Raw genomic sequence first — 14028 nt, 5'->3', positions numbered from 1 at the left:
CTATTTTTGTCTCGATTTTAAATCTAATCATTTTAGTATGGCCGTTTTAGTCACAAAAGACTCCAAAGTAATTGTACAAGGTTTCACCGGAAAAGAAGGAACTTTCCACGCAGAGCAGTGCATTGCTTATGGTACTAATATAGTAGGAGGGGTTACTCCAGGAAAAGGAGGACAAACTCACCTAGACCGTCCAGTTTTCAATACAGTTGCTGATGCTGTTAAAGAAACTGGTGCTGATGTATCTCTAATTTTTGTTCCACCAGCATTTGCTGCAGATGGAATTATGGAAGCGGCTAACGCAGGTATTAAAGTAATCGTTGCTATTACCGAGGGTATTCCTGTTGCCGATATGGTACGTGTTAAGGAATATTTAGCGAATACTGATGCAAGACTTATTGGACCTAACTGTCCAGGGGTTATTACTGCTGAGGAAGCTAAGGTTGGAATTATGCCAGGATTCATCTTCAAGAAAGGGAAGATCGGTATTGTATCTAAATCTGGTACTTTAACATACGAAGCAGCAGACCAGGTGGTTAAAGCCGGTTTAGGAATAACTACTGCTATTGGTATTGGAGGGGATCCAATTATTGGAACTACCACTAAAGAAGCGGTTGAGCTTTTAATGAACGATCCTGAAACAGAAGGAATCATCATGATTGGTGAAATTGGCGGAAACTTAGAGGCTGAAGCTGCTAAATGGGTAAAAGCCGATGGTAACCGCAAGCCAGTTGTAGGATTCATCGCAGGTGAAACTGCGCCAAAAGGACGTACAATGGGTCATGCTGGTGCTATCGTTGGTGGTGAGGATGATACCGCTCAAGCGAAGAAGAGAATTATGAAAGAAAACGGAATTCACGTTGTAGATTCTCCAGCTACCATCGGTCAGAAAATGGCTGAAGTAATGGGAGTTACTGCGTAATTAGGTTCTTCTTACTAGGAATAAATTTAAAGGCGTGATTCATTCACGCCTTTTTTTGTGTCAAAAAATGAATGGCACAGCTTTAAACGGTTTATTTTTTTCTCGAAAATCCTACTTTAGCTCAAAATCTTTACAATGGGTTTATTACAAGGAAAAAATGCTATAGTAACCGGAGGGAGTAGAGGAATTGGAAAAGCAATCTGCGAAAGATTCGCTGCCGAAGGTGCAAACGTTGCTTTTACCTTCTTTTCATCTGAAGAAAAAGCTAAAAAAATAGAAGACGATCTTAAAGCGAAAGGTGTTGATGCACTTGCGGTAAAATGTGATGCAGCCAACTACGAGCAAACCGAAGATCTTGTGAAACAAGTGGTAGATAAGTGGGGAGGAATTGATGTAATTGTAAATAACGCTGGTATAACCAAAGATGGGTTGCTAATGCGTATGAGCGAGGAGCAATTCGACGATGTTGTAGCAACAAACTTAAAGTCGGTATTTAATACTACCAAAGCTGCTCAACGCACCCTTCTTAAGCAAAGAAATGGTTCGATTATCAACCTTAGCTCTGTTGTTGGAGTTAAAGGAAATGCTGGTCAATCTAACTATGCTGCATCAAAAGCTGGGATAATTGGTTTTACTAAATCAGTGGCTTTGGAATTGGGTTCAAGAAACATTCGATGCAATGCAATCGCCCCTGGATTTATTGAAACTGAAATGACCGGAGCCTTGGATGAAAAGGTAGTTCAGGAATGGAGAGAGTCTATTCCACTTAAAAGAGGAGGCTCGCCAGAAGACGTAGCTAATTTATGCGTTTTCCTTGCTTCAGATATGTCTGCATACATTACAGGGCAAACCATTCACGTTTGCGGTGGTATGTTAACCTAATTGCTTTAAACATCTTAACAGAAAAAGCTAACCGCTTTCGCTACTTTTGGCAGAGCGGTTTTTTTATTTATGATTCAATTTCTTCTTTCCCCTTGGTGGATCATTCCCATTTTGGTGGCTAGCTTTCTTTTGGCGCGTTGGTTTTATAAGCATCGTGGCTATCAAAAAATAACGGCTTTATTGGTGGGGCTGCGATTTTTTAGTTTGGCTATTCTAGCTACCCTATTGCTTAAACCTATTATCGAGTATGTTGATAGTAGTACCAAAAAGCCCATCCTTACTGTATTATTTGATTATTCTAAGTCGATATTTAATGCCGTTGATTCTAACAAGGTTAGCTCTGATTATGAGCTTTTTAGCAGTCAATTACAGAACCAACTGGGGGAAGATTATCAACTCGAGTTTTTTTACTTCGGTGAGGGAGTTTCTTCCAAAACGTCGGGGTTTAATAATAATCAAAGTAATATTTCTGGTGCAATTTCACGGGTAAATGATTTGTACGACCAAAAGTTACAAGCGGCTACTATATTGATTACAGATGGAATTGTTAATCAGGGAAATGTTTTGGAGTACATTCCTACTGGTCCAAAGGCCATTCATGTAATAGCAGTTGGAGATACTACATCCATTGCCGATTTAACCATAGCAGATGTTAGGATAAATGGAAGAACCTATACCAATAACTTGTTTCCCATTAAAGTAAAGTGGACCAAGGAAAACCTTGGGGATACGCCTTTTACCATTGGTCTGTATTCAGGGAAAGAATTATTGAAGGAGCAGCAAGTTAATGCGGCTTCAAATGCGGGATTTATAACTTTTTATCACAGCGAGAAAATACCTGGCAATTATTTGTATCAAGTGGTTTTAAACGCTCCCAAGACCGAGGAGCAGCAGGTGGCAAATAATCAGAAATACTTTTCTGTGCGTGTAATCGAAAAGGAAAAAACGGTAGGCTTGGTATACGATAGACCCACGCCAGATGTAGGGGCCTTCGCTCAATCACTTAAAAAGCTTGCGGATTATGAAACCAAAATTGTTTCGTTGGACGAATTAAATCAAAGTCAACTTAACAAATGGGATGCGCTTGTTTTTTTTAGTTCTAAGGGAATTCCAGAAACTAGATTAAAGCCAATTAAAGACTTTTATGATGCCGGTAAGGGGGTGGGATTGTTTATTCGCGACGCAAACCAGGCGGCAACATTGAGTAAACTGGGGTTTCCTAGTGTACAATTGGAAACTACGCTTCAGGAAAACTTGGTTTATGCCAAACCTAATGATGATTATCAGGGCCTAGATATTCGTCCCACTTGGAAGAATTTCCAAGATATACATCCGCTAAAAATAAAATTGGGTACGCCTAAGTTGGCATCGGGTTACCAACATATCTTTTCCCAGAAAATCGGTTCGTTAGATACTGATTTACCTCTTCTATCTAGCCATCAGATTGGAAATAAGAAGCTTTTGGTTTCTTTGGCATGGGATTGGTGGAAGTTAAGAATGAGCTTTTACCGAAGCTTTGAATCGCACGAAGATTTTGATGTTACCATTAATCAATTGGTCCAATTCTTGGCCAATAGATCGGAGCGGGAACAGCTGCAAATTAATATTCCAGACCAGTTTTATTCCGATGCTAGACAAACGGTTACAGCCGAGGTATTAAACAATTCTGGGGCCCCCGTTAACAACGCGGTGCTATTATTCGAATTTTCGAAACAGGGGGAGGAGCTTTTTAAAATGGAATTCATACCCACGGGTGTGAATTATAAATTAAATTTAAGCGGCTTAAGTCCTGGTAAATACCAATATACAGCAACTACCACAGTTGAGGGGAAGAAGCTTTCCAAAACAGGTGGTTTCATTGTATTACCAAATGACAGAGAGATTCAGGATTTAAGAGCTAGGCATAAAGAGCTCCGAAAATTTGCTCAAAAAGCAGGGGGAGAATTTTTCCCTATTGAGGAAGGAGCAAAATTAATTGCTAGGTTGAAGGACCAGCCCGCTCCAAAAATTTATCAGGCGCAAATTAATCGTTCTGAAATAGTGAAGTGGAAACCGATTTGTATCCTTATCTGTTTGCTATTAGGAGTGGAGTGGTTTCTAAGAAAATTAAAAGGAAATATATAAATACAACATATGGAAGATTACAGACCAGAAGGTCAAATTCAAATTAAAAATTTCAAGCTTATCGCAACAATCGTGGGAGCGCTTATTCTAACCATTATTTTTTGGAATAGAATAACGGTAACCATAGAATCTGGGCATAAGGGTGTTTTATACGAAAGGTTTAGTGGAGGGGTTAGCGAAACGGCCCAACCATACGGACCAGGTTTTCATTTCATTGCTCCGTGGAATGATATGATTGTATACGAGACTCGCCAACAGGAGATGAAGGAAAAAATGGAAGTGCTTTCATCAAACCTTCTAAAGATTGAGTTGGATGTGACGGTTCTCTATGAGCCTGTTTCCGATGATCTTGGATTACTGGAGGTAAGACGTGGTAAAAATTATCCTGAAAAGGTGGTGCGTCCATTTACTCGTTCTGTGGTTAGGCAGGTTATGGCACAATATTTACCTGAGGAAATTAACACAACAAAGAGGGAATTGATTGAAGATCAGATTTTTGAGGAAGTAAAGGCTAAAATGGCTGAGAACTATGTTCAGGTAAATGATATCCTAATTAGAAACATTGTTTTACCACCAAGTTTACAAGCAGCTATCGAAAGAAAACTGAAGCAAGAACAGGAATCTCTGGAATACGAGTTTAGAATTCAAAAAGCACAAAAAGAGGCGGAAAGAAAAAAGATTGAAGCCGATGGTATCCGAGCTTTCCAAGAAATTGTAAATAAGTCTATTACTAAAGACTTATTGAAATGGAAAGGAATAGAAGCCACAGAAAATCTAGCAAAATCTACTAACAGTAAAATAATCGTTATCGGTAATGGAGATCAAGGGCTTCCGGTAATATTGAACGCGGAAAAATAATCGTATTCCCAATTATAATCTAATGGAGGCTGTCCTAAAGGATGGCCTTTGTTGTTTTATAGAGTTGGATAATACTTAGTTATTAGGCCCATAAAAAAGACCGGTCAAGAATTTAGAATATCCTACCGGCCTTTACCTTTAAGTCGCTTATAAAGAATTACTGAACGTCTATTCCACAAGAATTCTTGCTCTGCGCGTTTCTTTGTTATCTCTGAATAAAACAATGTATGCACCAGGAATAAGCTCAGGAAGGGCAATTGTGTTGTTCGTTAAAATTCCACCGCTCACAGTTTTGCCAGTAACCGAGATAAGAGTGTATTCAATATTTTCATTGGTATTTGGGATGTCTACACGGATACGACCGCTGCTATTAACTGGGTTGGGGAATATTTTAACCTCTTTAATTTCATGTTGCTTTATACTGGTAGCACAGAAATTATGGGTTTCTTTTTGGGCCTTTTGTGGGGTAGGATCGGTGTTCCATCCATCGGCTAAAACATTGCCAAGATTATCGTAAAGTTTGTAATAACCATCGCCGTAGTCGCAGCATAAACCATCTCCGTAATTGTCATAAACTTTTAAGGTGTAACATTGGTCAGGGATCACGCAAATGGGAAGGGTGAAGAGTTCCATTTTAAAATCCTCGGAGAACTTAACGCTATCAATTAAGTTACCGTTTTGGTCAATAATAGATATTGCATTTTCGGTTGGAAAACTGTCCAATTGAATTTCCAGCAAGTATTCTAGTCCGGGAATAAACTCAATATTTAGAAATCCTTCATTATTAAATTCACGTAGGTCTGTACCACTTGAACTTACTTCAAATTTGGCGTAAACATCACTGGAGATTCCAACTTCTCCCAGGAATACCGATTTTTTCTCTCCTGGCGCTAGACCTGTATTTACCATTATTTCCTTGATAAGATTATTGTTCATTGCGTCAGTCATTCTAACCGTAAACACACCTGGATCGGTTAACCCAGCATTGTAAATTTCCACTATGGGGTTAAAAAGCTCGTTACACACTTTTCTAGGCACACCAGATATTCCGGCAATGGCTAGATCCAATGCGGGTTTAGGGTCAGAACAAAAGAATCCAGGTACTGATTCGTCTCTAGCATACCCAGGGTCAAGGTGTGGAGCATAAGAGGTACTATTATCTACGGGTCGATATTCAAATACATCTTTAATTCGCGCGAAGTAATCTGCACCCAGTCTATTGGCACAGCTTGCTCTACCTCCAGCTAAGGTTCCTACAATGTAACCTTCGTGATTAATCAAACCAGATCCCGAAGATCCTCCCTCTGTTGTTCCTTTGTCCCACCTAACTTTCCAAGAAAGATGTTCGGTGGGGTCTTCATCGTAAAATGTCGTTTCAATTTCCGCCCCGTCGAAAGAAAACTTTTTGATATCTCCAGAAGGATGGTGGAAACACGCTGCACTAAATTGAGCATCCACTTTACTGTATCCCGCATAATACACACCACCAGTTGGATTGGGGATAACATCCATTTCCAAAAGCGCCGCATCGTTAAAACCGTCATAGGTTTTTACTATTGCCCCAGTATAGGTGGTGGGATTTACATTTTGGGAATTGCAGTTTGGACTTTCGTAATTAAACGCGAATCCCCAATTTTCGACATCGTCAAAATTAAAAGGCATACAATGTCCAGCAGTTAGAATATAGGGGGTGCAGTCAAAGGTGGGATTGTTCATTAGCGTTCCCGTACACCATCCATTTCCGTTTACCAATATTAAAACCGTTGCTTTTTGAATGTCCCTGTACCCATTTGCATCCGGACAATTGGCATTAATATTACAAGAGCCAGATTCTCCAAATCCAGTGGAAGACTTTCTTCCATAAACCACTTTTTCTAGGGTAAAAGAGATGTCATTAGAAGCATTTGCCACCAGAATTATATCCTGCTTATTCCCCTTGATTGGAAAACTTACCATGGACCCATTTTTGGATAAGTTTTCCGAACCATATTCCAATTCGTAATCGGGGAAATCTGGATTATAGGTGATTATTTGTGCATTGTTCTTAAGTACAACATTCTTTAGAATTAGGTTGATAGATTTCGCTTCCTGCGTAGCAATTGAAATCTTCTTTGCGATTTTCCCATTGCTTAAAGCCGTACCATTTTCTATGCTGTATTCACTGCCCACCTCAATAAATTCACCAAAATATCCAGGACCTCTATCGTCGTTGGTAAGATCTTGCGTGAAATTTATTTGTTGAGGTGCCGGAATCTCAAGCTTATTAGAAGGTTTAAGGTCTAATAATTCATTGCTTAACTGCCCATTTACTTGGGTACAAACAATAACTAGGAGGCAAAAATTAAGGAATCTCTTCATGGGGGATCTTTTCTTTACTAACGGTATAAAACTATAAAACTGTTTGAATGGTGGATAGATTCGTTGACTTTACTCATTCTCTTCAAGTAATTTTTGAAGGGCAAACATCTCGTCTCTTAGTCGAGCGGCTTCCATAAAGTCCATTTCTTTCGCAGCTTTTTCCATTCTTTTTCGAGTGGCGTCGATGCTCTTTTTAATTTTATCTGGAGACGCATATTTTAATACGGGATCGGCAGCCAGCGTTAACTCTTCATTTTCAACATAGGCCTTGGTTTCCTTGCCGTTAACTTTAATCGTAACGCCTTTACCTTCTTGAATGGCTTTATTTAATGGGGTTGGATTGATTCCATGTAACGTGTTGTATTCTATTTGTTTTTCTCTTCTTCGGGTTGTTTCTTCTATGGTGCGTTCCATGGAGTCCGTAACCTTGTCTGCATACATAATTACTAGCCCATTTATATTTCTTGCCGCTCTTCCGGCGGTTTGGGTTAAAGATCTTTCGGATCTTAAGAAACCTTCTTTATCGGCATCCAAAATGGCAACAAGAGAAACCTCTGGAAGGTCTAATCCTTCTCGCAATAAATTCACCCCTATGAGTACGTCAAACATACCCAGTCTAAGTTGACGTAAAATTTCAATGCGTTCGAGGGTATCAATATCAGAATGGATGTATGCGCCTCTTATTCCAAGCTTGCCCAAGTAGGAATTGAGTTCTTCCGCCATCCTTTTGGTAAGCGTGGTTACCAGTATTCGCTCATCTTTCTCTGCCCTTATTCTAATTTCTTCAATTAAATCGTCAATCTGATTTTCCGTGGGGCGGATTTCAATTATAGGGTCTAAAACTCCTGTCGGCCTTATTACTTGATCCACTATTACCCCTTCAGATAGTTCCAATTCATAGTCAGCTGGAGTAGCGCTCACGTAGATGATTTGGTTTAGCAAGCCTTCAAATTCTTCAAATTTTAATGGGCGGTTATCCATTGCAGCTGGTAGTCTAAATCCATAATCTACCAAGTTTACTTTCCTACTTCTATCTCCGCCATACATAGCTCGTATTTGAGGTACGGTTACGTGGCTTTCGTCAATTACCATTAAAAAATCATCAGGGAAATAATCGATAATACAGAAAGGACGGTCTCCAGGTTTTCTTCTATCAAAATAGCGCGAGTAATTCTCTATTCCCGAACAATAGCCTAGCTCGCGCATCATTTCCAAATCAAAATTTACCCTTTCTTCTAGGCGTTTGGCTTCTTCTGATTTTCCAATGTCTTTAAAAAAGGATATTTGCTCTTTTAGGTCTTTGGCAATCTCCTCCTGGGCCATCATTAGGGTATCCTTACCGGTTACAAATATGTTGGCTGGATAAATGTTTATTTCGTCAAAAGTGTTTAATCGTTCTCCGGATTCAGGATTTATGGTCTGGATCTCTTCTATTTCATCTCCCCAAAACAAAACACGCAATGCGTGGTCTGCATAGGCAAGAAATATATCCACGGTATCTCCCTTAACTCTGAATTGTCCGCGCTGCAGTTCCTCAGGTGACCTTGAGTAAAGGGATTCTACAAGCTTAAAAAGAAATTTATTTCGGCTTATAACCTGTCCTTTTTTAATGTGGATAACGCTCTTGTGAAATTCTTCTGGATTACCAATACCATAAATGCAAGAGACCGAGGAAACTACAATTACATCTTTCCTGCCTGAGAGCAGGGCAGAGGTTGCACTCAACCTCATTTTTTCTATTTCCTCATTTATACTAAGGTCTTTTTCAATAAAAGTCCCAGTTACTGGAAGATAAGCTTCGGGCTGGTAATAATCGTAGTAGGAAACGAAATACTCAACTAGGTTTTCAGGAAAAAAGGATTTGAACTCACTATAAAGCTGTGCTGCTAATGTTTTGTTATGCGAAAGTACAAGCACGGGTTTATTGATGTTGGCAATAACATTTGCAATGGTAAATGTCTTTCCTGTACCTGTTGCACCTAATAGTGTTTGTGCAAAAACACCATCTTCAACTCCTCGTGTTAATTGTTTAATGGCTTCTGGCTGATCTCCGGTGGGTTGAAATTCGGAGACAAGCTTAAATTCTTGCGACATAGTCAGTTGGGAAGGCAGATTTAAATTTCTGCTATGTAAATGTGTTGCTGTTCTGGTGTTCTAACGTGTATGGGGTGTTTTTCGTTCCAAAATGGAAAGTGTTCTTCCTCGTGGTGTACACCTATTTGATCCAATTCAAACTTGACACTTTCCAAATCATCGCAATAGTATATAATACTCTGAGGTACCATTTTTCCATTTTCATGTAATCCCAGATTAAACAGATCATCGGTAATCAATTCTCTTCGATAAGGCTTTTCATTAAAATGAATTTCTCTATATCCTAAATCCGCCCAATAATCTTTTGATTGCATTACGCTATTCACTAGCACTCCCAATTCTCCAAAGGTTCCTAAAAACTTGTTTTTGATTGGGAATTTCTTGCGTCCACCACTTAGGTATTCTTCAGCCGCTAATACCACGTTCACCATATTTTCGGTATCACCCGAACCTGCCAGGGTAACAATCAAATCTTCTTTGGTAATGAAAATCTTTTCGTTCGGAGCATTTTGAACCAACGGGATGTTTAACCCGGTTATAAGGTCCATTGAGGGTGTAAGGGATTCGCTGAAATAGGTGATACCCAGGTAATTATTGCCGTTTTCGTACAATAACATCAGAAGGCTATCATCTGTAATTTTGCACCAATTGTATGGGCTTTTACCTTTGGCCACAACACGAAAACCAATTTTTAAATAAAATTGTAGCGATGTGTTAATGGATAGCGTTCCTACAGTTAACTGACATTTCTTACCGAGCATAAGCGAAAACTTGGTTTTAACTACTTTTAATAATCAATATTAAAATAATTCAGAGATTTTCGAGCCTCAGTTCGTTAATCAATTTCTTTTTTACCACAAAGATTTAGTTAAGTGGCACGAACGATGGGATTTTAGACACAAATGACAAGATTAAAATACATAGGAATTATTATCTGCCTGTTTCTTAACGGCATGCTTTTTGGTCAATCCAAATACGCCGGGAAAAACTTAGACTCATTGGCTTTCAGTACACTACATCAGCTAAAGCACTGCAAAGTATTGTTTTTATTGCGCTTTCAAAATCGAGGGCAGCAGGAAATGGCTTTGTTAAAGTTGGGGGATAAGGAGCGCTTGAATCGATTTTACGAGGAGCAGGCTAGCTTTAAAAATGAAATATTAACGGCCATGGAACAAATGGGCGGACATATTGCTTTTTATCACACTTCGGATATGGCAGAGGTAGAATCTGGTAATTACGAAAGTTTGGAGTTTTATATTGGTCAGGAGCCACTAGAGAGTTTCGATAAGATATTCATTATAGACCCCTATAATGTAGAAACCTCCTTGGGAAAGACCCTAAGAGGCTTCAGTTTTCTTGATAGCTCTGGGGAAATTATTCCCAAGCCATTTCCCAATAACATCTTAAAACGTGATGGAATAGGAGTTTTCCGCAGATCCTACCAAAAAATGGTAGAATTATGGGTGGATAAAATGGATAAAATCTACCGAAAGCAGGTTACTTCTTTACAAGCTTCATCACGCGATGTCCCGAAGGATTGCTTATTCTAAGATGATATAACCCAGGGGGTAAAGTGCTAATATTTACCTGCTTTAAAGCTCCACTACCTTTTACCATTAAGTCTAATTTGCGCATTCCAGCATTATCGAAAATTTCTAAATGGAATGAAGTCAATTCAGTCTCGAGGTAGATAAATTCCACAGCGGGATTTGGAAACATCTTAATCTTAGCTAAATCACTATTGTAATTTCTAACCCCAGTGGTTTTGAGCGGTAGGAATGGGAAATCTTTGAATAAAACTTTTTTGATTTTTTCCTCATCCAGGCAGAACCAGTCTCTAAGAACTGTGGCGTAAACCGATCTAAAGTCAATTTCCATTGGGAGGTTATCTTGAACCCTAACATTGTCTGGAACTACTGGGTTATTACCAATAATGGAGCCCTCTATTGCAGATGACATCATGATAATTGGTGCGGCTGCACCATGGTCGGTTCCAGCAGATCCATTTGAGGCAATTCTTCTTCCAAATTCAGAAAAGGTCATGGTAAGCACCTTATTGGATACTCCCATTTTTTCAATGTCATCCTGAAAGGCGTTCATGGCCTCGCTTACCATCTGTAGCAAGTCGCCATGCATTCCTTCGTTTTTGTCCAAGCTATCCACTTGAGAAGCGTGGGTATCAAACCCTGGAAGTGAAACCATGTACAACTTGGTTTTGAGCCCACCCCCAATCATTCTAGCTACTATTTTCAGCTGATCCGCTAGTCTATTTTGTCTATTTGGCGGATAAAGAGTAGAAATGTTGTTTTGATTAGAAGCTGCTTCTTGAATCCTAAGATTGTAGGCATTTGCGGTTCGAGCAGTTTGACGAATGAAAGCAAGTTCATGCCCATAGGGTGTGTCGGTAGAGGTATTGTCTTCGTCTTCAATAAGTTGGTAAAATTCATCTGGGTCTTCAATTGCATGTCCAAAGGACGCATTGGGACCTAAAAATGCCGGAGAAACAAAAACACCCGTTTGGATGCCAAGTGGATCTGGAAAGTTGTTGTTTGGGTAGCTTTCAGGGTAGGTAGGATGATCGCAATCCATGTATCTACCTAACCAACCAGTGTCCAATACCTCATCGTGATCACTAGCCATTAACCAAATATCCGTGCTGCGGAAATGGGAGAAATTTTGATTTGGATAACCGACATTTTGAACCACCGTTAGTTTTCCATCACTATACAAATCATTTAACTGCGACATGCGCTTATGAAAGCCAAGGTCGTCTCGTCCCGTTAATTTCTGGACTGAATTTTCGGGGATAATTATGTCGGGTCTGGCTGCTTGAAGTTTGTCGTATTGATCTAACGGTACAACCGTATGCAAGCCATCATTTCCTCCATTAAGTTGTATTAAAACCAAAACATGATCTTCACAATTGGAGTCGGAAAGTAACTGGAGCAATTTAGAATGTTCCATACCTTGTACCGGAATCCCATTTAATAAAACAGGGGTAGCTGCTGCAGCCGACGCCGTTTTTAAAAAGTCTCTTCTTTTCATCATGATAATTGGTATTCCGGTAGGTTAAACAATTGCTTATAAAAGCCTAGGAGTAGATTATAGACTAGTTGTTTTTTCTGTGGGTTTTGCTTGTCTCCAAGGTAGTCTTGCCAAGCTATGGTCCAGTAATAATCTTCTGTTTGACCATAGAGTAAGATGCTTTTAAGACTGTCTTTTTGTTCCGCACTTAAGCCCTTGCTAAAGCAAAGATCCTCCCAGTAATCCACCAGTTTAACGGGCTCTTCCGCATTTGGGACATCCTCAGTAAGTGGCAGTATATCAAGAAAAGTGGTAGTTCCCGAAAGGCGGAGCCCCGTAGGAGGTATCATAATTACATCTGTAATTTGATTTCGTTTGGGAAGCGTTACTGAGTTTATCCAATGTTCATGATACTGTGGTGCTTGGTAATATGCACTCCATCCTGCAACGTTAGGTGGCTCCCCGATTTGCATTTGCAAAACGGCACCTAGGATATTAAAAATGTAAAACCCCCTTGATCTTTCGGTGGGATTTTCTCTTCTAGTGTCGTAGCCCGTCGCTTTTAGGTGACCAATCATAAAATCCATGGGATTTTTAATAATTGCACCTCTAGTGTAGGCATCAAAAAAATGTGCACTATTAAAAAGCGCTTGAAGCACGGGGAGTATTTCGTAATTATTGTCTCTAAAAATATTGGCAAGAGGGGTTATTACTTTTTGTTGGATTTCATCGTCAATAACATAGTAAACGAAGAATCGATACAATTTGCTCATTAGAAATTCTGCAACCTCTTGTTTGGCAAAAATCATATTTAGCAGTTCATCAAACTCAAGCTCTCCGTTGCTTCCTCCCTTAATAACCTTGTTCTCATAGAAGGCCGAAAATTGCTTATCTCCTGTGTCGTGCCAATTTGGAATGAAGGTTACGTCCAGGTTTTGGTCAAAAGTCCAACCTGTTAGTACTCTAGCCGCTTGCCTTACATCCTCCTCAGTGTATTTCGATGTTGCACCCTTGCCTATGGTAAATAGTTCTTGTAATTCTCTGGCATAGTTTTCGTCTGGTCTATTCTTTTGATTTTTGTATCCGTTAAGATAAACTAGCATTCCGGGGTCGAAAGTGATTTGCTTGGTTAGGGTTTTGAAATTGCCCAAGGCGTGGCTTCCAATTAATTGAGAGGTTCCATATGCGAATTGAGGAAAGTTAACGGTGGAAATTTGAGTGGCAAAGTGGTTGTGCCAAAAGAGTTTCATTTTTTCAAAAATGCTTCTGGGTTGTTCGGCCATTTCACCGAGCCACCACCCCTGATAACTGCGCATGCGCGCATTGTTTATCATGGGGTCTGCACTTATATTTTTATCCACCCACGATGCTTCTGGAGCACAATCAGGATCACTTATTTGGTTGTAATAATCGTTTATGGGGGAGGAGTAGGGTTGATGCTGAGTTAGAATTTCTGTAAGGCTTGCTTGAAGTCCTTGTTGTGCAACAATATCTAGATCTGCCTTGGTGAACCCAAAACAAGTTCTGGAAAGTAGATGTCTTGCCGTATCCCTTGTCCATGGGCCCTCGTAAGGTTCTAAACCCGAAACCTTATGGTAATAATGAGGTGGCTTTTTGTTAGCGTATTTATTGCTAGGCTCTTTTTGAGGCTTTTCTAATAGAGGTGGATAAATCGACATGGGCCCAAATTTTCTCTACAATTTAGAGATAGGCCCTGATTAATTGTTGGAAAGTTAGTTTAGTTCTTTTTCTAATTTAAACCGATTATT

Annotated in this window: 10 protein-coding genes; 5 read left to right on the top strand and 5 right to left on the bottom strand. The window is 39.6% G+C overall.

Features of this window, described 5'->3' with window-relative positions; translation table 11 throughout:
• The first annotated feature begins 37 nt into the window (after nucleotides 1–37).
• The 4 genes from sucD (at nucleotide 38) to FRX97_RS09540 (ending at nucleotide 4783) form a co-directional block, all read left to right on the top strand.
• Nucleotides 38–919 carry a succinate--CoA ligase subunit alpha gene (gene sucD, locus FRX97_RS09555; RefSeq protein WP_147014986.1) on the top strand — a complete coding sequence of 294 codons (882 nt, stop codon included), beginning with the start codon at nucleotides 38–40 and terminating at the stop codon, nucleotides 917–919.
• A gap of 135 nt (nucleotides 920–1054) precedes the next feature.
• On the top strand, nucleotides 1055–1801 hold the full coding sequence (fabG, locus tag FRX97_RS09550) for a 3-oxoacyl-[acyl-carrier-protein] reductase (RefSeq protein ID WP_147014985.1): 747 nt from the start codon (nucleotides 1055–1057) through the stop codon (nucleotides 1799–1801).
• A 69-nt stretch (nucleotides 1802–1870) separates the two neighbouring features.
• Nucleotides 1871–3925, top strand: coding sequence for a hypothetical protein (locus FRX97_RS09545; RefSeq protein WP_147014984.1), 2055 nt, complete (start codon nucleotides 1871–1873; stop codon nucleotides 3923–3925).
• Nucleotides 3926–3934: 9 nt separating this feature from the next.
• On the top strand, nucleotides 3935–4783 hold the full coding sequence (locus FRX97_RS09540) for a prohibitin family protein (RefSeq protein ID WP_147014983.1): 849 nt from the start codon (nucleotides 3935–3937) through the stop codon (nucleotides 4781–4783).
• A gap of 168 nt (nucleotides 4784–4951) precedes the next feature.
• Here the strand turns inward: FRX97_RS09540 and FRX97_RS09535 are convergent, their stop codons facing one another.
• From FRX97_RS09535 to FRX97_RS09525, 3 genes are all read right to left on the bottom strand, one after another.
• A complete protein-coding gene (locus tag FRX97_RS09535) occupies nucleotides 4952–7141 on the bottom strand; it encodes a T9SS type A sorting domain-containing protein (RefSeq protein ID WP_147014982.1) in 2190 nt (729 codons plus the stop codon).
• Nucleotides 7142–7210: 69 nt separating this feature from the next.
• Nucleotides 7211–9235 (bottom strand): excinuclease ABC subunit UvrB, encoded by a 2025-nt coding sequence (uvrB, locus tag FRX97_RS09530; RefSeq protein ID WP_147014981.1) that lies wholly within the window; start codon nucleotides 9233–9235, stop codon nucleotides 7211–7213.
• 20 nt (nucleotides 9236–9255) lie between these two features.
• Nucleotides 9256–9996 (bottom strand): hypothetical protein, encoded by a 741-nt coding sequence (locus FRX97_RS09525; protein WP_147014980.1) that lies wholly within the window; start codon nucleotides 9994–9996, stop codon nucleotides 9256–9258.
• A gap of 141 nt (nucleotides 9997–10137) precedes the next feature.
• On the opposite strand from FRX97_RS09525, the gene FRX97_RS09520 reads away from it, so the two are divergent.
• Nucleotides 10138–10785, top strand: a complete 648-nt coding sequence (locus FRX97_RS09520) for a hypothetical protein (RefSeq protein ID WP_147014979.1) — start codon at nucleotides 10138–10140, stop codon at nucleotides 10783–10785.
• On the opposite strand, the gene FRX97_RS09515 is transcribed toward FRX97_RS09520, so the two are convergent.
• Both FRX97_RS09515 and FRX97_RS09510 read right to left on the bottom strand, forming a co-directional pair.
• Nucleotides 10733–12283 carry a DUF1501 domain-containing protein gene (locus tag FRX97_RS09515; RefSeq protein WP_147014978.1) on the bottom strand — a complete coding sequence of 517 codons (1551 nt, stop codon included), beginning with the start codon at nucleotides 12281–12283 and terminating at the stop codon, nucleotides 10733–10735. The two genes, FRX97_RS09520 and FRX97_RS09515, sit on opposite strands and share 53 nt — an antisense overlap.
• Nucleotides 12280–13938, bottom strand: coding sequence for a DUF1800 domain-containing protein (locus tag FRX97_RS09510; protein WP_147014977.1), 1659 nt, complete (start codon nucleotides 13936–13938; stop codon nucleotides 12280–12282). Before FRX97_RS09510 ends, FRX97_RS09515 begins: the two co-directional genes overlap by 4 nt.
• Between the last annotated feature and the right edge of the window lie 90 nt (nucleotides 13939–14028).

Source organism: Luteibaculum oceani (assembly GCF_007995015.1).
GTDB classification, from domain to species: domain Bacteria; phylum Bacteroidota; class Bacteroidia; order Flavobacteriales_D; family Luteibaculaceae; genus Luteibaculum; species Luteibaculum oceani.
This window is presented reverse-complemented; position numbering and strand designations above follow the sequence as displayed.